The organism is Enterobacter cloacae complex sp. EB5 (assembly GCF_031432835.1).
Classification (GTDB): Bacteria; Pseudomonadota; Gammaproteobacteria; order Enterobacterales; family Enterobacteriaceae; genus Enterobacter; species Enterobacter hormaechei_C.
The window spans coordinates 4,459,300-4,485,243 of the sequence record NZ_CP133860.1 but is presented as its reverse complement, the minus strand read 5'-3'; the positions used below and the strand labels follow the sequence as shown (position 1 = coordinate 4,485,243).

At 56.9% G+C, this 25,944-nt stretch carries 26 protein-coding genes and 1 pseudogene; 20 read left to right on the top strand and 7 right to left on the bottom strand.

Translation table 11 applies throughout. The features are described from left to right. Window positions 1-136 precede the first annotated feature (136 nt). The 7 genes from RHN82_RS21565 to zinT all read left to right on the top strand — a co-directional run bounded on the left by RHN82_RS21565 (window position 137) and on the right by zinT (window position 7,579). Window positions 137-1,240: a cobalamin-independent methionine synthase II family protein gene (locus RHN82_RS21565; protein WP_047050909.1), complete on the top strand. Its 1,104-nt coding sequence runs from the start codon at window positions 137-139 to the stop codon at window positions 1,238-1,240. A 201-nt stretch (window positions 1,241-1,441) separates the two neighbouring features. Then, window positions 1,442-2,713 (top strand): urea ABC transporter substrate-binding protein, encoded by a 1,272-nt coding sequence (gene urtA / locus RHN82_RS21560; protein ID WP_047050910.1) that lies wholly within the window; start codon window positions 1,442-1,444, stop codon window positions 2,711-2,713. A gap of 22 nt (window positions 2,714-2,735) precedes the next feature. Beyond that, complete coding sequence (gene urtB / locus RHN82_RS21555; RefSeq protein ID WP_049019451.1) at window positions 2,736-4,310, top strand: urea ABC transporter permease subunit UrtB; 1,575 nt, start codon at window positions 2,736-2,738, stop codon at window positions 4,308-4,310. After that, entirely contained in the window at window positions 4,310-5,383 is a 1,074-nt protein-coding gene (urtC, locus tag RHN82_RS21550) for an urea ABC transporter permease subunit UrtC (RefSeq protein WP_047050913.1), read from the top strand. The genes urtB and urtC overlap by 1 nt, the downstream gene beginning before the upstream one ends. Beyond that, window positions 5,383-6,180, top strand: coding sequence for an urea ABC transporter ATP-binding protein UrtD (gene urtD, locus RHN82_RS21545; RefSeq protein WP_015570541.1), 798 nt, complete (start codon window positions 5,383-5,385; stop codon window positions 6,178-6,180). Before urtC ends, urtD begins: the two co-directional genes overlap by 1 nt. A 9-nt stretch (window positions 6,181-6,189) precedes the next feature. Continuing rightward, on the top strand, window positions 6,190-6,888 hold the full coding sequence (gene urtE / locus RHN82_RS21540) for an urea ABC transporter ATP-binding subunit UrtE (protein WP_015570540.1): 699 nt from the start codon (window positions 6,190-6,192) through the stop codon (window positions 6,886-6,888). A 52-nt stretch (window positions 6,889-6,940) separates the two neighbouring features. After that, window positions 6,941-7,579, top strand: coding sequence for a metal-binding protein ZinT (gene zinT, locus RHN82_RS21535; RefSeq protein WP_047050915.1), 639 nt, complete (start codon window positions 6,941-6,943; stop codon window positions 7,577-7,579). Between the two features lie 46 nt (window positions 7,580-7,625). Here the strand turns inward: zinT and ydeE are convergent, their stop codons facing one another. Next, the gene (gene ydeE, locus RHN82_RS21530) at window positions 7,626-8,843 is read right to left on the bottom strand and encodes an efflux MFS transporter YdeE (protein ID WP_047050916.1); all 1,218 of its coding nucleotides are present in this window, start codon (window positions 8,841-8,843) and stop codon (window positions 7,626-7,628) included. 193 nt (window positions 8,844-9,036) lie between these two features. On the opposite strand from ydeE, the gene eamA reads away from it, so the two are divergent. Next, the gene (eamA, locus tag RHN82_RS21525) at window positions 9,037-9,936 is read left to right on the top strand and encodes an O-acetylserine/cysteine exporter (protein ID WP_047050918.1); all 900 of its coding nucleotides are present in this window, start codon (window positions 9,037-9,039) and stop codon (window positions 9,934-9,936) included. A gap of 38 nt (window positions 9,937-9,974) precedes the next feature. Here the strand turns inward: eamA and marB are convergent, their stop codons facing one another. The 3 genes from marB to marR are packed head-to-tail and all read right to left on the bottom strand — an operon-like array spanning window position 9,975 to window position 11,058. Then, entirely contained in the window at window positions 9,975-10,190 is a 216-nt protein-coding gene (gene marB, locus RHN82_RS21520) for a multiple antibiotic resistance protein MarB (RefSeq protein ID WP_003857184.1), read from the bottom strand. 32 nt (window positions 10,191-10,222) lie between these two features. Then, window positions 10,223-10,603, bottom strand: a complete 381-nt coding sequence (gene marA, locus RHN82_RS21515) for an MDR efflux pump AcrAB transcriptional activator MarA (protein ID WP_072252199.1) — start codon at window positions 10,601-10,603, stop codon at window positions 10,223-10,225. A 20-nt stretch (window positions 10,604-10,623) separates the two neighbouring features. Beyond that, window positions 10,624-11,058, bottom strand: coding sequence for a multiple antibiotic resistance transcriptional regulator MarR (gene marR / locus RHN82_RS21510; RefSeq protein WP_003857182.1), 435 nt, complete (start codon window positions 11,056-11,058; stop codon window positions 10,624-10,626). Window positions 11,059-11,314: 256 nt separating this feature from the next. On the opposite strand from marR, the gene RHN82_RS21505 reads away from it, so the two are divergent. Beyond that, window positions 11,315-11,980 carry a MarC family NAAT transporter gene (locus RHN82_RS21505; RefSeq protein ID WP_003857180.1) on the top strand — a complete coding sequence of 222 codons (666 nt, stop codon included), beginning with the start codon at window positions 11,315-11,317 and terminating at the stop codon, window positions 11,978-11,980. A gap of 93 nt (window positions 11,981-12,073) precedes the next feature. Here RHN82_RS21505 and RHN82_RS21500 read toward each other — a convergent pair whose 3' ends face one another. After that, on the bottom strand, window positions 12,074-13,270 hold the full coding sequence (locus RHN82_RS21500) for a sugar transporter (RefSeq protein ID WP_003857178.1): 1,197 nt from the start codon (window positions 13,268-13,270) through the stop codon (window positions 12,074-12,076). Between the two features lie 176 nt (window positions 13,271-13,446). Here RHN82_RS21500 and RHN82_RS21495 point away from each other — a divergent pair, with 176 nt between their 5' ends. Further along, complete coding sequence (locus RHN82_RS21495; RefSeq protein WP_047050923.1) at window positions 13,447-14,235, top strand: PhzF family phenazine biosynthesis protein; 789 nt, start codon at window positions 13,447-13,449, stop codon at window positions 14,233-14,235. A 22-nt stretch (window positions 14,236-14,257) separates the two neighbouring features. Next, a pseudogene (locus RHN82_RS21490) lies at window positions 14,258-15,070 on the top strand (PhzF family phenazine biosynthesis protein). Here the strand turns inward: RHN82_RS21490 and ptrR are convergent. Then, window positions 15,067-15,945, bottom strand: a complete 879-nt coding sequence (gene ptrR, locus RHN82_RS21485; protein WP_047050924.1) for a putrescine utilization regulator PtrR — start codon at window positions 15,943-15,945, stop codon at window positions 15,067-15,069. The pseudogene RHN82_RS21490 and the gene ptrR sit on opposite strands and share 4 nt — an antisense overlap. A gap of 99 nt (window positions 15,946-16,044) precedes the next feature. On the opposite strand from ptrR, the gene sad reads away from it, so the two are divergent. The 8 genes from sad (at window position 16,045) to RHN82_RS21445 (ending at window position 24,814) form a co-directional block, all read left to right on the top strand. Next, on the top strand, window positions 16,045-17,427 hold the full coding sequence (gene sad, locus RHN82_RS21480; protein WP_047050925.1) for a succinate-semialdehyde dehydrogenase: 1,383 nt from the start codon (window positions 16,045-16,047) through the stop codon (window positions 17,425-17,427). 127 nt (window positions 17,428-17,554) lie between these two features. Further along, window positions 17,555-19,144: a methyl-accepting chemotaxis protein gene (locus tag RHN82_RS21475; protein WP_063160430.1), complete on the top strand. Its 1,590-nt coding sequence runs from the start codon at window positions 17,555-17,557 to the stop codon at window positions 19,142-19,144. A 62-nt stretch (window positions 19,145-19,206) separates the two neighbouring features. Continuing rightward, on the top strand, window positions 19,207-20,133 hold the full coding sequence (gene glsB, locus RHN82_RS21470) for a glutaminase B (protein ID WP_047050929.1): 927 nt from the start codon (window positions 19,207-19,209) through the stop codon (window positions 20,131-20,133). After that, window positions 20,133-20,495, top strand: coding sequence for a DUF4186 domain-containing protein (locus RHN82_RS21465; protein ID WP_047050931.1), 363 nt, complete (start codon window positions 20,133-20,135; stop codon window positions 20,493-20,495). The genes glsB and RHN82_RS21465 overlap by 1 nt, the downstream gene beginning before the upstream one ends. Before the next feature lie 58 nt (window positions 20,496-20,553). Continuing rightward, on the top strand, window positions 20,554-21,519 hold the full coding sequence (locus tag RHN82_RS21460; RefSeq protein WP_047050932.1) for a sensor domain-containing diguanylate cyclase: 966 nt from the start codon (window positions 20,554-20,556) through the stop codon (window positions 21,517-21,519). A gap of 82 nt (window positions 21,520-21,601) precedes the next feature. Then, window positions 21,602-22,129 carry a GNAT family N-acetyltransferase gene (locus tag RHN82_RS21455; protein ID WP_047050933.1) on the top strand — a complete coding sequence of 176 codons (528 nt, stop codon included), beginning with the start codon at window positions 21,602-21,604 and terminating at the stop codon, window positions 22,127-22,129. Between the two features lie 117 nt (window positions 22,130-22,246). After that, a complete protein-coding gene (locus RHN82_RS21450) occupies window positions 22,247-23,698 on the top strand; it encodes a tagaturonate reductase (protein WP_047050934.1) in 1,452 nt (483 codons plus the stop codon). Window positions 23,699-23,899: 201 nt separating this feature from the next. Continuing rightward, entirely contained in the window at window positions 23,900-24,814 is a 915-nt protein-coding gene (locus RHN82_RS21445; protein WP_047050936.1) for a bestrophin family protein, read from the top strand. Here the strand turns inward: RHN82_RS21445 and RHN82_RS21440 are convergent. Continuing rightward, window positions 24,802-25,350, bottom strand: a complete 549-nt coding sequence (locus RHN82_RS21440) for a GNAT family N-acetyltransferase (protein WP_047050937.1) — start codon at window positions 25,348-25,350, stop codon at window positions 24,802-24,804. The genes RHN82_RS21445 and RHN82_RS21440 overlap by 13 nt on opposite strands. Before the next feature lie 116 nt (window positions 25,351-25,466). Between RHN82_RS21440 and RHN82_RS21435 the strand changes: the two genes are divergently transcribed. Beyond that, window positions 25,467-25,937, top strand: coding sequence for a GNAT family N-acetyltransferase (locus tag RHN82_RS21435; RefSeq protein ID WP_047050939.1), 471 nt, complete (start codon window positions 25,467-25,469; stop codon window positions 25,935-25,937). Window positions 25,938-25,944: the final 7 nt, after the last annotated feature.

The following is a 25,944-nucleotide window of genomic DNA, read 5'->3' as shown; positions in this document are numbered from 1 at the left end:
AGATGAAATTTTCTCGTTTGTCGGCGGCGAGTCGGTATGACATCTTTTCAGGACGTTTAGACATCCAGAAGTCTAAAGGTTCAAGAGATGAATTATCACTGTGGGCAATTAACGCCGACAGACAGAGGAGATTTCCATGCAGCGACACCACGCCCCGTACCGCGCCGATGTAGTCGGCAGTTTTTTACGCCCGGATTCCATTAAACAGGCCCGTCTGCAATTCGCCAGCGGTGAGATCGATGCCGGTCAGCTTCGCGCGGTTGAGGACGAGGCCATTCGCCATGTTGTCGAGCAGCAGTGCGCCTGCGGTCTGCATGTGGTAACGGACGGTGAATTCCGCCGCGCCTGGTGGCACTTTGACTTTTTTGACGGGCTACAGGGCGTGGAACGTTATGATTCGCAGCAGGGCATTCAGTTCAACGGGGTGCAGACCAAAGCGCATGGCGTGCGCGTAACGGGCAAACTGGGCTTCGGCGATCATCCTATGCTGGAAGATTTCCGCTACCTCAAAAGCATCAGCGGTAACGCACAGCCGAAGATGACCATTCCGAGCCCGAGCGTGCTGCACTTCCGCGGTGGCCGCAAGGATATTGATGCCACGGTCTACCCGGATCAGAAAGATTACTTTGACGATCTGGCGACCACCTGGCGCGATGCCATTCGGGCCTTTTACGATGCAGGCTGCCGCTATCTGCAACTGGATGATACCGTCTGGGCCTACCTTTGTTCAGAAGACCAGCGCCGCCAGATCCGCGAGCGCGGTGACGATGCAGACGAACTTGCCCGAACCTATGCCCGGGTGCTGAATAAGGCGCTTGAGGGCAAACCGGACGATCTGACCATCGGGCTACACGTCTGCCGCGGTAATTTCCGCTCAACCTGGATTTCTGAAGGCGGCTATGAGCCGGTGGCGGAGGTGCTGTTCGGTACGGTGAACGTCGATGCGTTCTTCCTGGAGTACGACAACGACCGTAGCGGCGACTTCGCGCCACTGCGTTTTGTGCGACCGGGTAAACAGCAGGTGGTTCTGGGGCTGATCACCACCAAGCACGGTGAGCTGGAGAACCCGGAAGGGGTGAAAGCGCGTCTGGAAGAGGCCGCGCGCTACGTGGCGAAAGAGCAGATTTGCCTCAGCCCACAGTGCGGATTTGCCTCCACGGAAGAGGGTAACAGCCTGAGCGAAGCCCAGCAGTGGGATAAAGTTCGCCTGGTGACGCAAATCGCCAGCGACGTCTGGTAACATCGTTCACAGCGCTGCATTATTACAGTGCAGCGCTGTACCATTCTGAGTCGTTTCCCGTAGATCCTCTCTTCGAACCCGTTTAAATCCTGCCTCTGCAACCTGGCACCCTTTTTGCTCTCCTGAAACTGACGTTACTTTTTTCTGCGTCCGGGCGGTAACGGACGTCTTCGCACAGCTTTCTTTTTCAGGAGTGAAAATATGCACCGTCGTACCTTTATAAAAGCGTTCGCCTTGTCCGCCTCCGTGGTCGCCATGGGAGTCAGTTTTGGCGTCCAGGCCGCAGAGACCATTAAAGTCGGGATCATGCACTCACTCTCCGGCACGATGGCCATTTCAGAAACGCCCCTGAAAGATGTCGCCCTGATGACCATCGACGAAATCAACGCCAAAGGCGGCGTGCTCGGGAAAAAGCTGGAGCCGGTGGTGGTTGACCCGGCATCCAACTGGCCGCTGTTTGCTGAAAAAGCGCGCCAGCTTCTGAGCCAGGATAAGGTCGCCGTGGTGTTTGGCTGCTGGACCTCCGTATCGCGTAAATCAGTTCTGCCGGTTTTTGAAGAGCTGAACGGTTTGCTGTTCTATCCGGTGCAGTACGAAGGTGAAGAGATGTCACCTAACGTCTTCTATACCGGCGCGGCGCCTAACCAGCAGGCGATCCCGGCGGTGGAGTACCTGATGAGCGAGGACGGCGGCAGCGCGAAACGCTTCTTCCTGCTGGGAACGGACTACGTTTACCCGCGCACCACGAACAAGATCCTGCGCGCCTTCCTGCACTCGAAAGGCGTGGAAGATAAAGATATTGAAGAGGTCTACACCCCGTTTGGTCATAGCGATTACCAGACCATCGTCGCCAGTATCAAGAAATTCTCTGCGGGCGGTAAAACGGCGGTGGTCTCCACCATCAACGGTGATTCCAACGTGCCTTTCTATAAAGAGCTGGCGAACCAGGGGCTGAAAGCCACGGACGTGCCGGTGGTGGCGTTCTCGGTGGGCGAGGAAGAACTGCGCGGCATTGATACCAAACCGCTGGTGGGTAACCTGGCGGCGTGGAACTACTTTGAATCCGTCGATAACCCGACCAACCAGACCTTTGTCGCGGCCTACAAAGCTTACGCGAAAGCCCATAAGCTGCCGAATGCCGATACCGTCGTCACCAACGATCCGATGGAAGCGACCTACGTCGGCCTGCATATGTGGGCGCAGGCGGTTGAAGAAGCGGGGACAACCGACGTGGACAAAGTGCGCGCGGCAATGGCGGGTCAGTCGTTCAACGCGCCGTCCGGCTTTACGCTGACCATGGATGCCACCAACCACCACCTGCATAAGCCCGTCATGATTGGTGAAATCGAAGGCAACGGCCAGTTCAACGTCGTCTGGCAGACCGAACAACCGGTACGCGCTCAGCCGTGGAGCCCGTTTATCGCCGGGAATGACAAAAAGCCTGACCAGCCGATGAAAACCGCCAGCAACTAAGCCACCACCAGGGAGAGACGTCATGAACGCCATACGCATGATGATTGCGATTGTGTGGCTTACCGGACTGCTGCCAGGGATGGCGCAGGCATCGGATGCCGATGATTTCGTTGCCGCTAGCCGTAGCCAGCAGACCGCCATGCTGACCCGCTGGGCAGCCACGCCGGAACCTGCACGTTTGCCGCTGCTTAAGGCGCTGCAACAGGAGAACCTCTACACCGACAGCCAGAAGAAGGCTTTTACCCGCATCGACGGTGAAATGGTTGCCCTGGGCGCGGCAAAACGCGCCGAAGGAACGACCAAAGCCGTGCGGCTGACCAACCGGCTGCGCGTGTTAACCGTCACGGCGCTGGCGACGCATCAGCTTGTCAGTGACAGTGTCACCGAAAGACGTCATGCTGCACGGCAGCTTCAGCGTGACGCCCAGCCGGATATGCTCGGGTTTCTGCAACAGCGGGCTAATCGCGAAACGGACGACGTCACCCGGCAGTCGCTGAGGCTGGCGCTGGCAAATCTTCAGCTGGCGAGTCCGCAGGCGGAAACGCGCCTTAACGCGGTTGAACTGTTGGGACAGTCTGACGATCCGGACGTGCAGGCCACGCTGACGCCATTCACCCGGGCGCAAACCGAGCCGGACGCACGAGTACGTGCCGCCGCCGCTGAGAGCCTGGACCGTATTCAGCACCGGCTGATGTGGGGCGAACTGCTGGGGCAGGCCTTCATGGGTCTGTCGTTGGGGTCGGTACTCTTGCTGGCCGCGCTCGGGCTGGCTATCACCTATGGTCTGCTGGGGGTGATTAACATGGCCCACGGCGAAATGCTGATGCTCGGGGCGTATGCCACCTGGATGGTGCAGCAGGTGATGGCGCAGTGGATGCCTCAGTGGCTGGCGCTTTATCCGGTGGTGGCGCTGCCGGTGGCGTTTTGCCTGACGGCAGGTATCGGGATGGTGCTGGAGCGCACGGTGATCCGCCATCTGTATGGCCGCCCGCTGGAAACCCTGCTCGCCACCTGGGGGATCAGCCTGATGCTTATCCAGCTGGTGCGCATGACCTTTGGCGCTCAGAACCTTGAGGTTGCAAACCCGGCCTGGCTGTCCGGCGGGGTGCAGGTTTTCGCCAACCTGACGCTACCGTGGAACCGCATTGTGGTGCTCGGGTTTGTGCTGCTGGTGCTGTTCTTCACCTGGCTCATTCTGAATAAAACGCGTCTGGGGCTGAACGTGCGGGCGGTGACGCAAAACCGCAGCATGGCGGCCTGCTGCGGCGTCCCCACCGGACGGGTAGATATGCTGGCGTTTGGCCTCGGGTCCGGCATTGCCGGGCTGGGGGGTGTGGCGTTGTCCCAACTGGGGAACGTGGGACCGGAGCTGGGCCAGGGCTACATCATTGATTCGTTCCTGGTGGTGGTGCTCGGCGGCGTCGGCCAGCTGGCCGGTAGCGTCGCGGCGGCCTTTGGTCTGGGGATCTTCAATAAAATTCTTGAACCGCAGATGGGCGCCGTGCTGGGCAAAATCCTGATTCTGGTGGCGATCATTCTGTTTATCCAGAAACGTCCGCAGGGGTTATTCGCACTCAAAGGGAGGGTGACAGACTGATGAGCCAGCCATTGACCTTAACACTGGCGCGCAGGGCACCGCGCACCACGCAAATCTTCGGCAGTCTGCTGGTTGCGGCGCTGCTGGTGCTGCCTTTTCTCGCGCTGTTGCCCGCCACCCATCCGCTGGCCGTTTCCACGTGGATGTTGACGCTCATCGGCAAGATCCTCTGCTACGCGGTGGTCGCCGTGGCCCTCGATCTGGTCTGGGGCTATGCCGGTATGCTCTCGCTGGGGCACGGCATATTCTTCGCCCTGGGCGGCTATGCGATGGGCATGTACCTGATGCGCCAGGCGGCCGGAGATGGGCTGCCCGCGTTTATGTCGTTTCTCTCGTGGAGCGAACTGCCCTGGTTCTGGTGGGGAACGCAGCATTTCGCCTGGGCTCTGGTGTTAATTGTGACGATACCCGGCCTGCTGGCGCTGGTCTTCGGCTGGTTTGCTTTCCGCTCGAAGATCAAAGGGGTCTATTTCTCCATCATGACTCAGGCGCTGACCTACGCGGGCATGCTGCTGTTCTTTCGCAACGAAACGGGCTTTGGCGGCAATAACGGCTTTACCGGCTTTACCACGCTGCTCGGGTTTTCCGTCACGGCGACCACCACGCGGATCGCGCTGTTTCTCGCGACGGTCATGCTGCTGCTTCTGGCCCTGGGCACAGGCTATGCGCTGGCGAAGAGTAAATTTGGCCGCATTTTAACGGCGGTGCGCGATGCGGAAAACCGTCTCACGTTCTGCGGCTACGATCCGCGCGGTTTCAAGCTGCTGGTCTGGACGCTTTCCGCCGTGCTGTGTGGCCTGGCGGGAGCGCTGTACGTTCCGCAGGTGGGCATTATCAACCCGGGTGAAATGTCGCCGACCAACTCGATTGAAGCGGCCATCTGGGTAGCGCTGGGTGGACGCGGCACTCTGGTGGGCCCGGTGATTGGCGCGGCGCTGGTCAACGGTGCGAAGAGCTTTTTCACCGTGGCGATGCCGGAGTACTGGCAGCTGTTTCTGGGGCTGATTTTCATCGCCGTGACGCTGTTTTTACCGCGCGGCGTGTTCGGTCTGTTTCGTAAGGGAGAGAATTAATGCAGCCCTCTGAAGGACTCTTTACCCGCCAGCTACCGGGCGACCGTTACCGCGAGCAGACCGATCCGGTGTTGCAGCTTGAGGCCATTAACGTCAGTTTCGACGGTTTTCAGGCGTTGACCGATCTCTCGCTGAACATCGGCGTCGGAGAATTGCGCTGCATCATTGGCCCTAACGGCGCCGGTAAAACCACGCTGATGGACGTGATCACCGGCAAAACCCGGCCAAAAAGCGGGAAAGCTATTTACGACCAATCCATCGATCTGACAGCCCTGGAACCGGCGGCCATCGCCCGTCAGGGTATTGGCCGTAAGTTCCAGAAGCCGACCGTGTTTGAAGCGCTGACCGTAGGGGAAAACCTCGAAATCGCCATGAAAGCCGACAGGTCCGTCTGGGCGAGCCTGCGGGCCACGCTCAGCGGCGAGCAGCGCGACCGCATTGATGAGATGCTGGTTTTGCTGCGGCTTGGCAGCGAGCGCGATCGCCGTGCCGGACTGCTTTCCCACGGACAGAAGCAGTTTCTGGAGATCGGCATGCTGCTGGTGCAGGACCCGCACCTGTTACTGCTGGACGAACCCGCCGCCGGTATGACCGACGCAGAGACGGAATACACTGCCGAGCTGTTCCGCACCCTGGCAGGCAAGCATTCGCTGATGGTGGTTGAGCACGATATGGGTTTCGTTGAGACCATCGCCGACCACGTCACGGTGCTGCATCAGGGGCGCGTGCTGGCGGAAGGTTCGCTTCGCGAGGTACAGGCCAATGAACAGGTGATTGACGTCTATCTGGGACGTTAAGGAGTGGTGATGTTACAGGTTAGCGAACTGAATCAGTACTACGGCGGAAGTCATATTCTGCGCGGGGTGAGCTTTGAGGCGGTCGTCGGGGAAGTGACCTGCCTGCTGGGGCGCAATGGGGTGGGCAAAACCACGCTGCTGAGGTGCCTGATGGGGCTGATCCCGGTGAAAGCCGGGGAGGTGGTCTGGCAGGGAAAGAGCATCACTCACAGTAAACCGCACCAGCGGGTGCAGTCCGGCGTGGCGTATGTTCCGCAGGGGCGGGAGATTTTTCCGCGTCTGACCGTAGAAGAAAACCTGCTGATGGGGCTGTCGCGCTTCTCTGCGGGAAACGCAAGGAGCGTGCCGGAGGAGATTTGGCAGCTTTTCCCGGTGCTGAAGGAGATGAAGCACCGACGCGGAGGCGATCTTTCCGGTGGTCAGCAGCAGCAGCTGGCGATTGGCCGCGCGCTGGCGAGCCGTCCACGGTTACTGATTCTGGATGAACCCACGGAAGGTATTCAGCCGTCGGTGATTAAAGAGATTGGGCAGGTGATCCGCAGCCTGGCGAACCGGGGGGATATGGCCATCCTGCTGGTGGAGCAGTTTTATGATTTTGCGGCAGAGCTGGCCGACAGCTATCTGGTGATGTCGCGCGGCAGCATCGTCCAGCAGGGGCGCGGGGAGAACATGGAGCAGGAGGGCGTTCGCGGGCTGGTTGCGATCTGAAATGTTATAATATAACATCCTTGTTCTTATAAAACGGAATGAGGATTTTGCTGTGGCTGCACAACTTGCAAAAATTGCGCTGACTCTGGGAACGCTGCTGGTAAGCGGCTCGCTTTTTGCCCATTCGCACGGTCATCAGATGACGGAGGCGGAACAGAAGGCGGCAAACGGCGTCTTTGAGGATAAAGACGTCAGGGACAGGAAGCTGTCTGACTGGGACGGGACCTGGCAGTCCGTTTATCCGTTCCTGCTTGATGGCTCGCTGGACCCGGTTTTCGAAAAGAAAGCGCAGAAGGGGGAAAAATCCGCTGCCGAGGTGAAGGCCTACTACCGCAAGGGGTACGCGACGGACGTGGACGCCATCGGCATTGAAAACAATGTGATGGAATTCCACCGGGGCAAAACGGTGAGCAGCTGCCGCTACGATTACAGCGGCTACAAAATTCTGACCTATGCGTCGGGGAAAAAAGGCGTGCGCTACCTGTTTGAGTGCAAGGATAACGCGAGCCAGGCGCCTAAGTTTGTGCAGTTCAGCGACCATATCATCGGGCCGAAAGCCTCTTCTCACTTCCATCTCTTTATGGGCAACACCTCCCACGAGGCGCTGCTGAAAGAGATGGATAACTGGCCGACCTACTACCCGAATGAGATGTACAAAGAGCAGGTGGTGGAGGAGATGTTGCACCACTAAGCTGTGGGTTTTGCCGGGTGACGGCTTCGCCTTACCCGGCTTACGATTAGGGTTTTGTCGGTCGGGTAAGCGCAGCGCCACCCGACACGCTCTCTTCACTTTTCACGCGCATCCCGCGCAATATCATCAGCCACGCCGCAATGATGGCGGCCATCATAATGATGAATAATGACCAGTGCGGCAGATGAGTCAGGATGAGCCCGGTGATCATCGGGTTCGCCGCCGCGCCGAGCCAGCCCAGCGCCTGGGCGGAGAAGTAGCTCGCCTTCATGCCCGGCGGGGCGATATTGTCGATCAGCATGTATTCACCCGGTGCATAAATAATTTCACCCAGGGTGAAAATCGCCGCCGCGATCCCCCAGTAAATCAGGTTCTCGCCGGAAAGCATAAACCCGCCCAGCCCGAGGATGAAAAAAAGCGTCGCGGCGGTCATTAGCGGACGGATATTGCTGGCGGTGATCTTACGTCCAAGCGCGTATTGCAGGGTGACAACCACCGCCGCGTTGACGGGCAGCACAACGGCTACCACCTTTTCTGCGAAATCGCTGTCCGCATGTGCGGCGAGGACATACTGGGAAATGCAGGTGGCGAACGATCCACCCACATACGACGCCAGCAGGCCGGAGAGCGTGTACCAGAACAGCGCCCGGTCTTTCAGCAGCACCGAGGGCTGCCACGGCATTTTCTCCTCAGGGCTGTCTGAGGCTATGCTTTTCTGCACTAAGAAATGGATAAACCCGAGCGGCAGTGCGGCGCAGAAGGCCGCCAGCCAGAACGGCAGTTGCAGGCTGTACATCACCAGCAGGGTGCCGATCGGCGGTCCGATCGTCCAGCCGATGTTCAGGAAGCTGTAGTTGAGTGAGAAAACGCGCGCCTTTTCGCTGGAGGTCAGCACGTCGGCAAACCATGCTTTCAGCACCGTTGAGAAGACGGAATAGGCGCAGTTAATCAGGGCAAAGAACAGCACCACCAGCGTCACGTTATTCACCAGCGGAATCGCCACAAACCCGGCAATAAAGGCCACGATGGCGATCAGCATATAGCGTTTTTTGTCGAACTTATCCGCCAGGATGCCAAACCCCAGGCTAAACACCACGCCAATGGTCAACGCCACGGTCAGGGCATAGCCAATATTCTCCACGCTCATATCGTACACGCGTGTGAGATATATGGTCATAAAGGGCAGCGTTGCCCCGCGGCCAATTGTTAATAACAATGACGATGCCAGCAGCGCTGCGGTTGAGCGCCTGATTGATGGTTTCATTTTCCTGCCCGACAAATGCTTATGCTTTTTTTGTTGTGTTATTACAGGATTATCATGGGATCGGCAGCTTGTATAGCACCCAATTTATCCGCAGGTGCTTCTCTCCAGTACCAGAATTAATGATCTTCTCGCCGGGCTATTTTTTCTGTTACCTTGAAGTGTTTACAAAATTTTAATAATTCAGGGGCGGAAAATGACGCGGAAAGACGGGCTGTTAGCGTTGCTGGTTGTCGTGGTGTGGGGACTCAATTTTGTGGTCATCAAAATGGGGTTGCACAACATGCCTCCACTGATGCTGGCGGGGCTGCGCTTCCTGCTGGTGGCCTTCCCGGCGCTGCTGTTCGTTGCCCGCCCGAAAATTCCCCTGAAACTGCTGCTGGGCTACGGCCTTACCATCAGCTTTGGTCAGTTTGCGTTTCTTTTTTGCGCCATCAAATTCGGTATGCCTGCGGGCCTGGCTTCGCTGGTGCTTCAGGTGCAGGCGTTCTTTACCATCATTCTCGGCGCGTTTGTCTTCGGCGAACGCTTGCAGGGCAAGCAGCTGGCGGGCATTAGCCTGGCGGTCTTTGGCGTGTTGGTGCTGATTGAAGGCAGCCTTAACGGTCAGCATGTCGCGCTGCTGGGCTTTATGCTCACCCTGGCGGCGGGGCTGAGCTGGGCGTGCGGCAATATCTTTAACAAGCTGATAATGCAGCACGAGGCGCGTCCGGCGGTCTTATCGCTGGTGGTCTGGAGCGCGTTGATCCCCATCGTGCCGTTTATGGCCGCGTCGTTTATTCTGGAGGGGCCGCAGGCGATGCTGAAAAGCCTGGTGGAGATCGACCTGACGACCATTTTGTCGCTGATCTACCTGGCGTTAGTCGCCTCAATCATTGGCTATGGTATCTGGGGATCGCTGCTCGGACGCTATGAAACCTGGCGCGTGGCGCCGTTATCGCTGCTGGTACCGGTGGTCGGGCTTGCCAGCGCCGCCCTGTTGCTGGATGAAACGCTCAGCGCGCTGCAACTGTGTGGCGCAGGGCTGATTATGGCCGGGCTGTATATCAACGTCTTTGGCTTGCGGGTGCGTCGGGCGACGCGGGTGCGGGGTTAAGGCTGAAAAAAGCCCCGCATGAGCGGGGCAAAAACGAATTACAGGTCGTGGTTGTAATACGGCACGCCTAATTCGTCGGATTTGTCGCTGCCAGCGCCCATATGATTGAAGTCCCATGGCGACTGGTTTTGCGTGGACGGCATAATCATGGTGTCACGATTATTTTGCTGCCCCGCACTGGGGGTTTGCTCCGCAAAGCTCTGGCCGGAAACCAGCACCAGCAAGGTGAGGGCGGCGGAGGCGATAAATTTCATGATTTCCTCGGTTACGTCTTAACAGGCGATGATTAACTGCAATGTTTTAGCGGATACAGATAACGGGATTCACCCGGCATACTGGTAATACGGTACTTATGAGGCGGCACGTCAAAGTAGTTCTTGAACGTACGCGTCAGGGTCTGTTGCGATTCAAATCCGTAGCGTTCCGCCAGATAGAGGATCGGCTCATTGCTTTCTTTCAGTTTTTGGGCAATCTCCGTCAGCTTGCGGCTGCGAATATATTGTCCTAATGAATGGCCGGTCTCTTTTTTAAACATCCGTTGCAGGTGCCATTTTGAGTAACCTGAACGCTCAGACACTTTCTCAAGGGAGAGTGGAGACTCCAGGTTATCTTCGAGCCAGTCCAAAATGCTATGAATGGTGATAGCGTCAGTATTGCGTCTGGACATCGTCATACCTCTTTTTCTGTTTACGGCAGGATTTTCTTGAGTAAAAGCTCAAGCGTTGCCACTTCATCTGCCGTTAAGTTTTTTGTCAGTTCCTGGTGCAGTGTTTGTCCTACTAATTGATGACATTGCTCACACATGGCCGCGCCATCGCTGGTCAGTTTCACCAGTACGCCACGTTTGTCATTCGGGTTAGGGCTTCGTTCTACCCATCCTTTACAGACGAGACGATCCAGCATGCGGGTTAACGCACCCAGATCGACAGAGAGCACCTTTTTCAGCTCAACCGGCGTGATACACACTTCGCAGCGAATGGAACACAGCACTTTGAACTGTGTTGCGGTGATATCCAGCGGTGACAGATAGTCATTGAGCAGGCGATCTTTTTTCTGGTTAACCATATGAATAAGACGACCCAGTGGGATTATGTCGTTAAAGAGGTCACTGGTGCTTTTCACAATGGTTGCCCTGGCAAGTAGTTTAGTCACGGCAGATATTATTGCTCAGGCAAGTATAAGTCAACTGAATGGATCGGCCGATGCCACGAAATGCTAAAACGCTTCAGGAACACATTCTGTACGCTTTTAAACCATATAGATAATCTGGGGTTATCAGTTACGCGAGACAATTATGGTTACGCTGCGCGGATGGCTCCGGACGAAGATTTGCCCCTATAATTGCGATGTTGAATAAGGATAAGGACTGCGGTGCATTATGTTGGATTTGATTAAAGCAGTGGGACTTGGGCTGGTGGTGTTGCTGCCGCTGGCGAACCCGTTAACGACGGTGGCGCTTTTTCTGGGGCTGGCGGGGAACATGAACAGCGCAGAGCGCAATCAGCAGTCGATGATGGCCTCTGTCTATGTCTTTGCCATAATGATGGTGGCTTATTACGCCGGGCAGCTGGTGATGAATACCTTCGGTATTTCGATTCCCGGTCTGCGTATTGCTGGCGGGCTGATCGTGGCCTTTATTGGTTTCCGGATGCTGTTCCCGGCGCACAAAGCGCACGAATCCCCGGAAGCCAAAAGCAAATCGGAGGAGCTTGAAAGCGAACCGAGCGCCAACATCGCGTTTGTGCCGTTAGCCATGCCGAGCACGGCAGGGCCGGGGACGATTGCGATGATCATCAGTTCCGCGTCAACGGTGCGTGATGGGTCGACATTCCCGCACTGGGTTATTACCGTTGCGCCGCCGATCATTTTTGCGCTTATCGCCATTATCGTCTGGGGATCATTGCGCAGTTCCGGGGCGATTATGCGCTGGGTGGGCAAGGGGGGGATTGAAGCTATCTCCCGTCTGATGGGTTTCCTGCTGGTCTGTATGGGCGTGCAGTTTATTATTAACGGCGTGCTGGAGATTGTTAAGACGTATCATTGAGAACGTTGCCGGGTGGCGCTGCGCTTACCCGGCCTACAAGTCCGTAATAACGTAGGCCGGGTAAGGCGAAGCCGCCACCCGGCACAACAAACGTCAACCGTGGCTGGTCTGTTCTTCCATCGCGACCGGCCATTTACGGAAGATAAGCACCGACCAGATCAGCGCGATCAGCGCCGGAATCGCCCCGAGATAGCCAATGGCCGACATCGATACATGCAGGCTGATCTGATTTCCCACCAGCGCACCGGCGCCAATCCCCAGATTAAAAATCCCTGAGAAGAGCGACATCGCGACGTCCGTGGCGTCCGGGGCCAGCGCCAGCACTTTGACCTGCATTCCCAGACCAATAATCATGATTGCCACGCCCCAGAACAGACTGAGGATCGCCAGATGACTCTCGCTGCCTGCCGCAGGCATCAGTAACAGCAGGCATGCCAGCAGCAGACCAATCGCACTGCTTACCAGCGCAGACGCGTGCTGATTGCCCAGCTTCCCGAACAGGATGCTGCCGATAATCCCCGCGCCGCCCAGGATCAGCAGCAGAACGGTAGCAAAGTTAGCGCTAAAGCCCGCCACAACCTGAACAAACGGCTCAATATAGCTGTAGGCCGTGTAATGGGCGGTCACCACAATCACGGTCAGCAGATAGATGCTCATCAGCGCCGGTCGACGCATCAGCAGCGGCAGACTTTTCAGCGAGCCGGAGTGTTCGCTGGGCAGTTTTGGCAGCAGTTTGATCAGACACACCAGGGTGATCAGCGCCCCCATGCCGATGGCAAAGAAGGTGGTGCGCCAGCCGAAATATTGTCCCACAATGCGCCCGATCGGCAGGCCTAACACCATCGCCAGCGCCGTTCCGGTGGCAATCAGGCTCAGCGCCTGGGCGCGTTTTCCCGCCGGAGCCAGACGAATGGCGAGCGACGCGGTGATCGACCAGAAAACGGCATGGGCAAACGCGATGCCAACGCGGCTGATGACCAGCACGGTAAAGTTCCATGCCATAAATGACAGCACATGGCTGGCAATGAACACCACAAACAGCCCAATCAGCAGCTTACGACGTTCCATCTGGCTGGTCAGCAGCATAAACGGCAGCGACATCAGCGCCACCACCCATGCATAGATGGTCAGCATAATGCCAACCTGTGCCGTTTCCATATGGAAGCTGGCGGCGATGTCGGACAGCAGCCCAACCGGAACAAATTCCGTGGTGTTGAAAATAAACGCTGCGATGGCGAGCGTGACCACGCGTAGCCACGCGACCCTGCGGGAAACCGTGTGTGTTGTCATAGGGATATCTGGGATTCGTTGCCTGAAAGATGAGGAGACGATCTTAAAGCCTTAAACGGCGAAAACTCAACCGTTATGTGATGTGAATCACAAAATTTACCTTCATGCAGCGGTAGCGAACGGGGGTGTTTTCATCGAAGATAAAGAACAACACAACAAAAACAGGCGGTAACACGATGCAGGAGATTGATTTTTATCTGGTAGATGCGTTCAGCGCGTCCTCCTTCGGCGGCAACCCGGCGGCGGTGTGCCCGCTCGACGCGTGGCTACCGGATGAGACGTTACTGCGGATGGCACAACAACATAACCAGTCGGAAACCGCGTTTTTTGTGTGTACCAAAGGGGGGATCGAGCTGCGCTGGTTCACCACGCTCACCGAGGTGAATTTATGTGGTCACGCGACGCTTGCCGCGGCGTATGTTCTGTTTAACGAACTGGATTATCCGGACTCACGCCTTCATTTCGACACCGCCTCTGGTCGCCTGACCGTCAGCCGCGAAGGTGACTGGATGACGCTGGACTTCCCGGCCTGCCCGACGCAGGCACAGACGCCGCCACCGGAGATGCTCACCGCACTTGGTATCAGCCACTACGTCGAGGCGCGAAAAGGCCGCGCCTGGGTGCTGGTACTGGAGAGCCGCGAGCAGGTAGAAGCCCTTAATCCGGATTTTTCCGCCATGACGCCGGGCGAGCATAAAGTGGCCGTCACTGCCCGGGACGAGGGGGAATACGACCTTGTCAGCCGTTTCTTCTCGCCAGGCGTGGCCGTGCCGGAAGATCCTGTCACCGGCTCCGCGCACACCATGCTGATCCCGTACTGGAGTGAACGGCTTGGCAAAACACAGATGTTTGCCCGCCAGGTTTCTGCCCGTGGTGGCGACGTACGCTGCGAACTCAAGGGCGACCGCGTGCGGATGGGCGGGCAGGCGGCGCTGTATCTGAAGGGCACAGTATTTCTGCGCTGAATAAATCTAAGAGGAACAAACGATGCAGGAAATTGATTTTTATCTGGTAGATGCCTTCAGCGACAGGGCGTTCGGTGGCAATGCGGCGGCGGTGTGTCCGCTGGAAGCGTGGCTGCCGGATGAGACGCTGCTGAAGATGGCGAAGCAGCATAATCAGTCAGAGACGGCGTTCTTTGTCCGAACGGATAACGGGTTTGAACTGCGCTGGTTTACCACGCAGGATGAAATAAACCTCTGCGGCCACGCAACCCTCGCGGCTTCTCACGTTATTTTCGAATACCTGGATTATCCGCATACGGAAATCACCTTCACCACGCGCTTTGTCGGCGATCTGACGGTATAACGCAGCGGCGACTGGCTGACGCTTAATTTCCCGGCGTGGTCAACTGAGGTTGTCGATACTCCACCCGCAGTGCTGTTCAGCGCGCTGGGCATTAACGCGGCAAACGAGGTGCGTGTGGGGCGTGACTACATGGTGGTGCTCGACAGCCAGCGGCAGGTGGAGGCGCTGACGCCGGATATCGCGGCTATGCTCCCGCTGGGGAAAATGGTCTGCGTTACGGCGCCGGGGGATGAGTATGATTTCGTCAGCCGCTTCTTCTGCCCGGGGGAAGGGGTGCCGGAAGATCCGGTGACGGGATCAGCTCACAGCATGCTGATCCCGTACTGGAGCGAAAAGCTCGGTAAAACGCAGATGTCGGCCCGCCAGGTCTCCTTGCGCGGCGGGGATCTGCGCTGCGAGCTGAAAGGCGACCGCGTGCTGATTGGCGGGCAGGCCACGTTGTATATGAAGGGGAAAATTTTCCTTCGACTCCAGGACTACGTTCAACATTAACAACTGGGCGCTGGTGGCTGACGCTCGTTCAGCAGCGCGATAAACGCCTCAAGCTGGCGAGTCATCGCCCCGCGTCGCCACACCAGCCAGGTGGTGAGCCAGCGCCAGTTTTCCGCCAGCGGCCACGCCGCCACCTGATGATGCCCCGGCATGCTCTCCAGCATGGAGCGGGGCATTAGCGCAATGCCTGCCCCGGCAATCACGCAGGCGAGCATCCCGTGATAGGACTCCATCTCATGGATCCTTCCCGGCGTGACCCGGTCGGCATGAAACCAGCCCTCCAGATGACGCCGGTAAGAACAGTTGGCGCGAAAGGCATACACGTCGCTGCCGCTCACCTGCGTGGCTTTTGATACTTCTGCGTGACCCGCAGGGGTGACCAGCATCATCTCTTCCCGGTAAACCGGCATCCCTTCCAGTTCCGGGTGCGAGAGCGGCCCGTCGACAAAGGCGGCGCTGAGCGTCCCCTCAAGCACGCCGTCAATCATCGTACCGGAAGGCCCGGTGGACAACGCAAACTGAATGCGCGGATAGCGCTGGTTAAACCGCGCCAGACTTTCCGGAATGCGCACGGCGGCGGTACTTTCCAGCGCGCCGAGCGAGAATAATCCCTGCGGTTCATCCCCGGCGACGACCATTCGCGCTTCGTCAACCAGCGCCAGGATCTGCTTGCTGTAGCGCAAAAAATTGTGCCCGGCGGGGGAAAGCCGCAGGCGCTGATTCTCGCGAATAAACAGTTCCACGCCGAGATCCGCTTCTAGCTGTCGGATGCGGGTGGTGAGGTTTGACGGCACCCGGTGTACCTTCTGCGCCGCCTGGGTAATGCTGCCGGTCAGTGCGACGGAGTTAAACATCTCAAGCTGTGTTAAGTCCATACCGTTCTCGATTCGTGAATAAGGTGGTGAGTATTATTCATTTTTAAGAAATAGCAGAGTAGGCCACAATCAATCAACTGTTATTACGTGGAGAACATCATGACCTATTCATCTGCTACCCATGCCCACTCTGTCAACCCGGCTACCGGCGAAACGCTGGCTGCTTACCCGTGGGCAACGTCCGGTGACGTTGAGCGTGCCATTGCGCAGGCGGATACCGGTTTTCGTCAGTGGCGACGCGAAAGCGTGGCGCACCGGGCGCAAAAACTTCGCGATCTGGGTGCGGCGCTGCGTAGTCGTGCGGAAGAGATGGCGCAGACTATCTCCCGGGAGATGGGCAAGCCCATTATGCAGGCGCGTGCGGAGGTGGCTAAGTCCGCCAGCCTTTGCGACTGGTACGCTGAACACGGCCCGGCGATGCTGCACCGGGAATCTACCCAGGTCGATAATGCGGTGATTGAGTACCGCCCGCTGGGGCCGATTCTGGCTGTTATGCCGTGGAACTTTCCGCTCTGGCAGGTGCTGCGCGGTGCGGTGCCGATCCTGCTGGCAGGGAACAGCTATCTGCTTAAACATGCGCCAAATGTGCTCGGCTCGGCGGAGCTGATCGGGAAGGTGTTCGCGGATGCCGGTTTCCCGGAGGGGGTCTTTGGCTGGGTGAATGCGACGAATGACGGCGTCAGTCAGGCGATTAACGATCGTCGTATCGCGGCGGTGACCGTAACCGGCAGCGTTCGGGCTGGTGCGGCAATTGGCGCGCAGGCGGGCGCGGCGCTGAAGAAATGCGTGCTGGAGCTGGGCGGCTCCGATCCGTTTATCGTTCTGAACGATGCCGATCTGGATCTGGCCGTCAACGCGGCGGTGGCCGGACGTTATCAGAATACCGGGCAGGTTTGCGCGGCGGCGAAACGCTTTATTGTGGAAGCGGGCGTGGCGGACGCCTTTACCCAACGCTTTGTTGACGCGGTCAAGGCGCTGAAGATGGGCGCACCGGATGAGGAAGATAACTATATTGGCCCGATGGCGCGATTTGATCTTCGCGATGAACTGCATCAGCAGGTGCAGGCGACGCTGGCGGAAGGAGCGACCCTGCTGCTCGGCGGAGAGAAGCTTGCCGGGAGCGGTAACTATTATGCGCCAACCGTACTCGGCGACGTCACCCCACAGATGACGGCCTTCCGTCAGGAACTGTTTGGCCCGGTGGCCGCGATTACCGTCGCGAAGGATGCGGCGCATGCGTTGCAGCTGGCTAACGACAGCGATTTTGGCTTATCGGCGACGGTCTTTACCGCGAACGATGCGCTGGCTGAAACCTTTGCGCGCGAGCTGGAGTGTGGCGGGGTGTTTATCAACGGCTACAGCGCCAGCGATGCGCGCGTTGCGTTTGGCGGGGTGAAGAAGAGTGGCTTCGGGCGAGAGCTTTCTCATTTTGGTCTGCATGAGTTCTGTAATGTGCAGACGGTGTGGAAGGATCGCGTCTAGTCTTGTTGCCGGGTAAGGCCAGGCCGCTACCCGGCAATTCACGTTTACTGTCATTTTTGCGTAATGGTTCTGTCATTTTCGTTTCGTAGACTCGCTCGCGCCTAACGTATTGTTACAGAAGAAAATTATGAACCTAACGCAAATTTTTCGCCGTCTTGCGCCGCGCTTTATTCCTCGTCAGTTTGGCCTGCTGACCTGCATCTTTTGTATTATTGGCCTTTTCTCCGCCCTGCAACTCTCTTCCTCCTTCCTGCTCACCGCCTCTCTGAATCAAGCCCAGCGTAACGAACAGCGCAATCAGCTGGCCTGGCAGCAGCAGAGCAGGCTGGATCAGGCCCGTATTTCCCTGCTGGCGGCCAGCGATCTGCTCAACCGCGCCGGCGTGTACTTTATGCAGGATAAAGAGACCGGCTCGGAAGGGAGCTGGCATAGCCTGATGGACGAGGCGCAAAAATCCCTGGCGGCGTCACAGCAGGCATGGCAGGCCTGGCTTACGCTTAACCCGCCGAAAGACGACGGGCTGGTTAACAGCTATCAGCTGTTTTTCGACGCCATCCGGGAGCAGGCGGAGGGGCTGGTGAAAACCAACAGCATTGACCTCTTTTTCGCCGTACCCGCCCAGGCGTTTCAGACCGATTTTAATGACAACTTCGCACGCTATCAGCAACGGAGTGAAAAGCAGGCGATACAGGGGCGTCAGTGGCTCATGGAACAACTCTCAGGCCTGCAACGGCTGTTCCTGTTTGCGCCGCTGGTCCTGCTGACCATTGCCATAGCCGTCTGGTTCGGAATGGCGAAGTGGGTGATATCCCCGCTACGCCGTCTGATTATCCATATTAACCAACTTGCGGCAGGGGATTTGTCAGGCACGCCGCCTGACGTTGTGCGCTTTAACCGTGAAATCAGCCAGCTCAGCGGCAGTATTACCGCCATGCAGCGCGGGCTACAGCAGTTGGTGACCCAGGTCAGCGAGGCCACTACCTCCATGGTTGAAAATATTGGATCGCTTGCGCAGGGGAATCAGAAGCTCTATCAGCAGTCTACGCGACAGGCCAAAGAGCTGGAGGAGGTGACCGCGCACATCGCCGATCTCGAAACCCACGTTGAGGGGAACACGGGGTATGCAAAACTCGCCCGCTCGCGCGCGGATGAAGCCCGACAGGCTGCCGCTGGCGGGGAGAAGATGATGTCAGCGGTGAATGGCTCGATGCAGACGATCGTCGACCGATCCTCAGAGATGCGCGGGATCGTCGCGATGATCGACAGTGTGGCGTTTCAGACCAACATTCTGGCCCTCAATGCTGCCATTGAAGCCGCCCATGCAGGAGAGCAGGGGCGCGGATTTGCGGTGGTTGCCCGGGAAGTGGGGCTGCTGGCCAGAAAAAGCAGTCACTCTACGCAAACCATCCAGGCGCTGATTAACCACTCGCTACAGGGCATTGAAGAAGGTTCCCAAGTGGTAACCCGTCTGGAAGAGAATTTGCAACAGGTCACCGGGCTGGTGGCGAATCTGAGCAGCCTGCTGAATGATATTTCGCTGGCCACCCTGAATCAGGGGGACAGCATTCATCAGATGACCCGTCAGCTTCAGGCGCTTAACCAGGTATCACGTCAGACGGACGTGCTGGTCAGCGAAGCGTCGAGTGCCTCTGAGCGCCTGCATCAGCAGTCCGATCTTTTGTTGCAGGCCGTCTCGCGTTTTCGTCTCCCTGCCTGACGTGACGTATCAGCCTCTGTTATACTCGCAGCCCGTTTTAGCCTGAGGGCAAGGAGCAAAGTGTGGCTGCGGTCATCCATAATGAGATGCTGGACGAGATTCTGGCGCAGGTTCGTCCGTTACTGGGGCAGGGTAAGGTTGCCGATTACATTCCCGCGCTGGCCTCGATCAGCGGTAATAAGCTCGGCATCGCCATTTGTACTATTGACGGGCAGCGTTTTCAGGCGGGAGACGCGCTGGAGCGCTTTTCGATTCAGTCGATTTCAAAAGTGCTTAGCCTCGTTGCCGCCATGCGCCAGTATGACGAGCAGGAGATCTGGCAGCGGGTGGGCAAAGATCCGTCCGGTCAGCCGTTCAACTCCCTTCTCCAGCTTGAAATCGAACAGGGTAAGCCGCGTAACCCATTTATTAACGCCGGGGCGCTGGTGGTGTGCGATATGCTGCAAAGCAGACTGAGCGCGCCGCGTCAGCGGATGCTCCAGATTGTGCGGCAGCTTTCCGGCGTGCAGGACATCGCCTACGATCCGGTGGTAGCGCGCTCTGAGTTTGAACACTCGGCACGTAACGCCGCCATCGCCTGGCTGATGAAGTCCTTCGGCAACTTTCATAATGACGTTGCCACGGTGCTGCAAAACTATTTTCATTACTGCGCGCTGAAGATGAACTGCGTCGAACTGGCGCAGACTTTTCTGTTTCTGGCGCATCAGGGCCATGCCCCGCATCTGGGCGAGGACGTTGTCTCCCCGATGCAGGCCCGGCAGATCAACGCCTTAATGGCAACCAGCGGCATGTATCAGAACGCCGGGGAGTTTGCCTGGCGCGTGGGGTTGCCGGCTAAATCCGGCGTTGGCGGTGGGGTCGTGGCGATTGTCCCTCACGAGATGGCGATTGCCGTCTGGAGCCCGGAACTGGACGAGACCGGAAATTCACTGGCGGGCGTGGCGGCGCTGGAGCAGCTGACCAAACGCCTTGGACGGTCCGTATACTGATGTCCACGTTAGATCCTCTGTTCGCGCGCCTGGCTCGCTCCACGTTTCGTTCGCGTTTTCATTTAGGGACGAAAGAGCGGCAATACTGCTGGGATAAGGGCGCGGAGACTATCGATAAGCATGCCGCCGATTTTATCGCCGCGCGGCTGGCGCCTGCACACCCGGTGAATGACGGTAAGCAGACGCCGATGCGCGGCCATCCGGTTTTTATCGCCCAGCATGCCACGGCTACCTGCTGTCGGGGCTGTCTGGCTAAGTGGCATGCTATCCCGCAGGGCGTGCCGCTGAGTGCGCAGCAACAACAGTATATCGTCAACGTAATTCATCATTGGCTGGTCATAGAGGTAAATCGTGCCTCCTGAACTGACAATGTCTCTGTTTAAGCTACGCTTTTACTAATGCTCAGCGTCAGGAGACGTTATGAAAGCACCTCAAATTCCCGTTAATGAAGCGGAGCGCATGAATGCGCTGCGCGAGTCCGGTCTGCTTGAGATCGACAATTACCCCGCGTTTGATCGTCTTACGCGGCTGGCAACACGCTTTTTCAGGGTGCCGCTGGCGATGATTACGCTGGTGGATGACCACGCCGCGATCGTGAAGTCTGCCGACGGCCGGGCACTCGCCAGCCAGCCTCGCGATCTCTCGTTTTGTGGTCATACGATCCTGGGTGACGCGCCGTTGGTGGTGAGTGACACGCTGCTGGACGAACGCTTTGCGGATAATCCGCAGGTGGCGGGAGATCCAGGCGTGCGCTTTTACGCCGGTTTCCCGCTGCGTTTACGTGACGGGGCGTGCGTGGGATCGTTGTGTCTCATTGATTACGCACCGCGTGAGTTTACCGCGGCGGATGCCGCCGTACTGGCCGATCTCAGCGCGCTGGCAGAGGATGAATTTGCGGTCGTTAGCGCGGCCACGACCGATGAACTCACGGGGCTGTTTAACCGTCGCGGGTTTAACCAGTTTGCGCAGTTTGCACTGTCGGTTTCGCAGCGTCGGGCAGAACCGTTAACCCTTGGCTGGCTGGATCTGGACCATTTCAAAACCATTAACGATCGCTTCGGGCATCAGGAGGGTGATAAGGCCCTGAAAGCGATGGCCGCCCTGATGCGTTCCTCGTTCCGCGAGGCCGATCTGCTGGTACGTTTCGGGGGAGATGAGTTCGCGGTGCTGTTTGCGGATACCGATGAGCCTGGCGCCTGGATCGCCATGCAGTATCTCGTCGAACAAACGGAAAAGTATAACGCGCGTCAGCTGCATCCCTGGTCGTTACAGTTCTCCTGGGGGCTGAGCGAGTTTGATCATCACCGCAACGATATGCAGGCATGGCTAAAACACGCGGATACGCAAATGTACGCCATGAAGCGGCAACACCACGGCGAAAAATGACATAACGAAATCCTATGTCATCGCTTATTGCGTTACAAAAATGTTAATAGCAAAGTGGAGAGATTCAACCTAAGGACGCGAAATGAACTCTCCCATGCTGATTAAACCTCTCTCCCGGCAGGACATCCTCACCCACATCGATGCCCTGAACGATATTCTCGTCAACTGTGTCAACGGCGGCGCCTCCGTCAGCTTTATGCAGCCTTTTTCTGCCGGGAAAGCCCAAACCTTCTGGCTCGGCGTCGCAGAGAGCGTCGGGCGCGAGGAGCGTACCGTCCTGGGCTGTTTTGATGCGGACCAGGGGCTGGTTGGCACGGTCCAGCTGATCACCGATCAGCCTGAAAACCAGCCGCACCGCGCAGATGTTGCGAAACTGCTGGTTCATGAGAAAGCGCGCCGCAAAGGGGCGGCAATGGCGCTGATGGAAGCCCTGGAGGCGGTTGCACGTGAAAAAGCGCTTACGGTACTGGTGCTTGATACCTCAACCGGCAGCGGCGCGGAGACGTTTTACCAGAGAGCAGGCTGGCAAAAGGCGGGGGAGATCCCACGCTACGCCCTGATGCCGAACGGGGACATGACGGCGACCTCGGTGTTCTATAAATTTCTGTGATTATTTTTCACCATCGCGTCCTGAGTTGATCCAGACAGGGGTTATGGTCCTGAAGTTTTGATAAGTTATCACACCAATCTTATCAGGCTGTATGACTAATCATAAAGGACCTCCATTGTGAACACACTCAACCGTCGTGATTTCCCCGGTGCGCGCTATCCTGAACGTATCATCCAGTTTGGCGAAGGTAACTTCCTGCGCGCGTTCGTTGACTGGCAAATCGACCTCTTAAACGAGCATACCGATCTCAATTCAGGTGTGGTGATTGTGCGGCCGATCCAGAGCGATTTTCCGCCGTCGCTGAGCACCCAGGAGGGTCTGTATACCACGATTATTCGTGGTCTGAATGAGCAGGGGGAAGCAGTAAGCGATGCGCGTCTTATTCGTTCCGTGAATCGTGAAATCAGCGTCTACAGCCAGTACGATGAATTTCTGAAGCTCGCCCATAACCCGGACATGCGGTTTGTTTTCTCCAATACCACGGAGGCGGGGATCAGCTATCATGCGGGCGATAAGTTTGACGATGCGCCAGCGGTCAGCTATCCGGCCAAACTGACGCGTCTGCTGTTCGAGCGTTTTACCCACTTTAACGGGGCAGCGGATAAAGGCTGGATTATCATTCCTTGCGAACTCATCGACTACAACGGCGATGCCCTGCGTGAACTGGTGCTGCGCTATGCACAGGAGTGGGCGCTGCCGGCGGCATTCATTGCGTGGCTAAATGATGCTAACACCTTCTGTTCGACGCTGGTTGACCGCATTGTTACCGGCTATCCGCGTGATGAGGTGGCAGAGCTGGAAGCAGGTCTGGGCTATCACGACAGCTTCCTCGACACGGCGGAACATTTCTATCTGTTTGTTATTCAGGGCCCGAAATCACTTGCAGCTGAGCTGCGCCTGAATAAATACCCGCTCAACGTCCTGATTGTTGACGATATCAAGCCGTATAAAGAGCGTAAGGTGGCGATCCTCAACGGCGCGCACACGGCGCTGGTTCCGGTCGCTTTTCAGGCCGGCCTGGATACGGTAGGGGAAGCCATGAACGACGCGGAAATTTGCGCGTTCGTAGAGAAGGCTATTTATGAGGAGATTATTCCGGTCCTGGATCTGCCGCGCGACGAGTTGCACTCCTTCGCCAGTGCCGTAACGGGGCGTTTCCGTAATCCGTACATTAAGCATCAGTTGCTGTCGATTGCACTGAACGGGATGACCAAGTACCGTACCCGTATTCTGCCGCAACTGCTGGCAGGGCAGAAGGCGACCGGCAAATTGCCAGCACGTCTGACCTTTGCTCTGGCGGCGCTGATTGCATTTTACCGTGCCGAGCGCAACGGTGAGCGCTATCCGGTGCAGGACGATGCGCACTGGCTTGAACGTTACCAGCAGCTGTGGATGCAACATCACGACAAACAGGTCACTACCCGTGAACTGGTATCGTCGGTGTTAAGCGTGAGCGAGCACTGGGAACAGGATCTCACTCTGGTGAACGGACTGGTAGACCAGGTTGCGCAGGATCTGGATGCGATTTTAATCAAAGGCATGCGCGATGCGGTGAAACCGCTCTGCTAATCATTACGCCCGGCGTTTGCCGGGTTTTTTACAGACCCCCTTTAGTTACAACATACTATGCGTTCTTTTTTTAAAAAGCACATGCAGCACCGTGCGATTGAGGCTTAACAGGTCAGAAAATGCAATGAACTATTAACATGCTTGCAACCGTGAGGGGGATCACGTTTAATAGCCGCGCTCTTTACTTTTCTGAAGCTGATTATGATTGTTCGTCCTCAACAGCACTGGCTGCAACTGATTTTTGTCTGGCATGGTTCGGTACTCCCCAAAATTTATACCCGACTGCTGCTTAACTTCCTGCTTTCCATCGCCGTGATTGTCATGCTGCCGTGGTACACCTCGCTGGGTATCCGGTTTACCGTCGCACCGTTCAGCATTCTGGGCGTGGCTATCGCCATCTTCCTGGGATTTCGCAATAACGCCTGTTATTCGCGCTACGTTGAGGCGCGTCTGCTTTGGGGGCAGTTGATGATAGCGGCGCGCTCGCTGTTTCGCGAGGTAAAAAACACCTTGCCGGATGATAAACATCTCGGAGAGTTTGTCCGCCTGCAAATCGCGTTTGCTAACTGTCTGCGTATGACCCTGCGCAGAGAAACCAATGCCGATCAGCTGTCCCGCTATCTGGCTCCTGACGATTTACGCAAAGTGATGGACGCCAACTCGCCGGCGAACCGTATCCTGCTGATTATGGGGGAATGGCTGGCCGTACGGCGGCGTAGCGGGCACCTTTCAGACATTCTGTTTCACAGCCTCAACAACCGCCTGAATGATATGTCCATCGTGCTGGCTGGCTGTGAGCGTATCGCCAATACGCCAGTCCCGTTTGCCTATACGCTGATCCTGCACCGGACGGTGTATCTGTTCTGCATCATGCTGCCGTTTGCGCTGGTAGTTGATCTGCATTACATGACGCCCTTTGTCTCTGCGCTGATTTCCTACACCTTTATCTCGCTGGACACGTTGGCGGAAGAGCTGGAAGATCCTTTTGGGACGGAAGATAACGATCTGCCGCTGGACGCCATCTGCAACATGATGGAGCGCGATCTGTTGCAGATGAACGATGAAGAGAATATCCCTGAAAAACTGATGCCGGATAAGCATTATCAGTTGACCTGACGGGCATTCCACTCATCGCGGGTGATTTCCCACAGCTCCGAATCCAGCAGGCCGCTGACATAGGCTTTCTTCTCCGTCCTGATGAGCCGCATGCCGCTGCTGTCTGAAATACGTCGGGAGCGGCTGTTGGCCGCCGCTTTCGGCGCGCGCAACACCGGTTTGTTAAGCGTATTGAACCAGTAATCCGTGGCCGCAATACTCGCCTCGCGCATATATCCCTGGCCCCGAAATTCCGGTGCGAGCCAGAAGCCCCGGTTGTTGTCCTCCACGTCATACAGGCAAATCAACCCCATCAGTTCGTCAGGCGCTTCGCGACGGCGAATCGTCCAGAACCACGCAATCCCTTTGGCCATATCGGGCAGTGCAACGTTGTTAACATAATTTTCTGCACCGTTTTCCGGGTAGGGCCAGGGGACTGAAGCCACCATATAGCGGACAATCTCCCAGCGCGGATAGCGTTGCTGGATCTGGACGGCATCTTCTGCAATCAGGGGGCGTAATATCAGGCGCTCGGTGGTAAGTGTGGGTATGGTCATCCGCTGATCTCCATAATTAAGCGTTATGCTTTTGTTTAGGTTCTGGTATTTTCATCAATATCACATTCCATTTGGTCGTGCTTTTGTTATTCAGGTTTATCCATAAAAGGGGTTATATGATGCTGAGAAAAGCCAGGCCCGAAGAAGCCGAAATACTCTGGCACGTCCGTAACGAAGCGATTCGCCATGGCTGCAAAATCTGTTACGACGCAGAAGTGATTGCGCGCTGGACGCCAGAAAAGATGCCTGAACATTACCGACTCATGGTGCGCGAAAATCCGTTTTACGTTGTAGAAGACGATGCGGGTGACATTGCAGCCACAGGTTATCTGGATCTTGAAACACACAGCATAGAAGCCATGTTTACAATGCCAGCGTCCAACGGTAAAGGCATGGCAACCCGGATTATCGAAACGCTTAAAAACGAAGCCCGATCGCGTGGTATTCCGCGATTAGTGCTCTCTGCCACCCCCAACGCCAGTACTTTTTATCAGAAAGTGGGTTTTGCCATGCTGGGTGAAAATACGCATTACTCGCGTATGGCCGACGCGCATTTACGCTGTATTGAAATGGCAATTGATTTGTAAGGTCAGG

Coding starts and splice junctions, on each gene's coding strand:
- RHN82_RS21565 (WP_047050909.1), top strand. CDS start 137: ATGCAGCGACACCACGCCCCGTACCGCGCCGATGTAGTCGGCAGTTTT.
- urtA (WP_047050910.1), top strand. CDS start 1,442: ATGCACCGTCGTACCTTTATAAAAGCGTTCGCCTTGTCCGCCTCCGTG.
- urtB (WP_049019451.1), top strand. CDS start 2,736: ATGAACGCCATACGCATGATGATTGCGATTGTGTGGCTTACCGGACTG.
- urtC (WP_047050913.1), top strand. CDS start 4,310: ATGAGCCAGCCATTGACCTTAACACTGGCGCGCAGGGCACCGCGCACC.
- urtD (WP_015570541.1), top strand. CDS start 5,383: ATGCAGCCCTCTGAAGGACTCTTTACCCGCCAGCTACCGGGCGACCGT.
- urtE (WP_015570540.1), top strand. CDS start 6,190: ATGTTACAGGTTAGCGAACTGAATCAGTACTACGGCGGAAGTCATATT.
- ydeE (WP_047050916.1), bottom strand. CDS start 8,843: ATGAAACCATCAATCAGGCGCTCAACCGCAGCGCTGCTGGCATCGTCA.
- eamA (WP_047050918.1), top strand. CDS start 9,037: ATGACGCGGAAAGACGGGCTGTTAGCGTTGCTGGTTGTCGTGGTGTGG.
- marB (WP_003857184.1), bottom strand. CDS start 10,190: ATGAAATTTATCGCCTCCGCCGCCCTCACCTTGCTGGTGCTGGTTTCC.
- marA (WP_072252199.1), bottom strand. CDS start 10,603: ATGTCCAGACGCAATACTGACGCTATCACCATTCATAGCATTTTGGAC.
- RHN82_RS21505 (WP_003857180.1), top strand. CDS start 11,315: ATGTTGGATTTGATTAAAGCAGTGGGACTTGGGCTGGTGGTGTTGCTG.
- RHN82_RS21500 (WP_003857178.1), bottom strand. CDS start 13,270: ATGACAACACACACGGTTTCCCGCAGGGTCGCGTGGCTACGCGTGGTC.
- RHN82_RS21495 (WP_047050923.1), top strand. CDS start 13,447: ATGCAGGAGATTGATTTTTATCTGGTAGATGCGTTCAGCGCGTCCTCC.
- ptrR (WP_047050924.1), bottom strand. CDS start 15,945: ATGGACTTAACACAGCTTGAGATGTTTAACTCCGTCGCACTGACCGGC.
- sad (WP_047050925.1), top strand. CDS start 16,045: ATGACCTATTCATCTGCTACCCATGCCCACTCTGTCAACCCGGCTACC.
- RHN82_RS21475 (WP_063160430.1), top strand. CDS start 17,555: ATGAACCTAACGCAAATTTTTCGCCGTCTTGCGCCGCGCTTTATTCCT.
- RHN82_RS21465 (WP_047050931.1), top strand. CDS start 20,133: ATGTCCACGTTAGATCCTCTGTTCGCGCGCCTGGCTCGCTCCACGTTT.
- RHN82_RS21460 (WP_047050932.1), top strand. CDS start 20,554: ATGAAAGCACCTCAAATTCCCGTTAATGAAGCGGAGCGCATGAATGCG.
- RHN82_RS21455 (WP_047050933.1), top strand. CDS start 21,602: ATGAACTCTCCCATGCTGATTAAACCTCTCTCCCGGCAGGACATCCTC.
- RHN82_RS21445 (WP_047050936.1), top strand. CDS start 23,900: ATGATTGTTCGTCCTCAACAGCACTGGCTGCAACTGATTTTTGTCTGG.
- RHN82_RS21440 (WP_047050937.1), bottom strand. CDS start 25,350: ATGACCATACCCACACTTACCACCGAGCGCCTGATATTACGCCCCCTG.
- RHN82_RS21435 (WP_047050939.1), top strand. CDS start 25,467: ATGATGCTGAGAAAAGCCAGGCCCGAAGAAGCCGAAATACTCTGGCAC.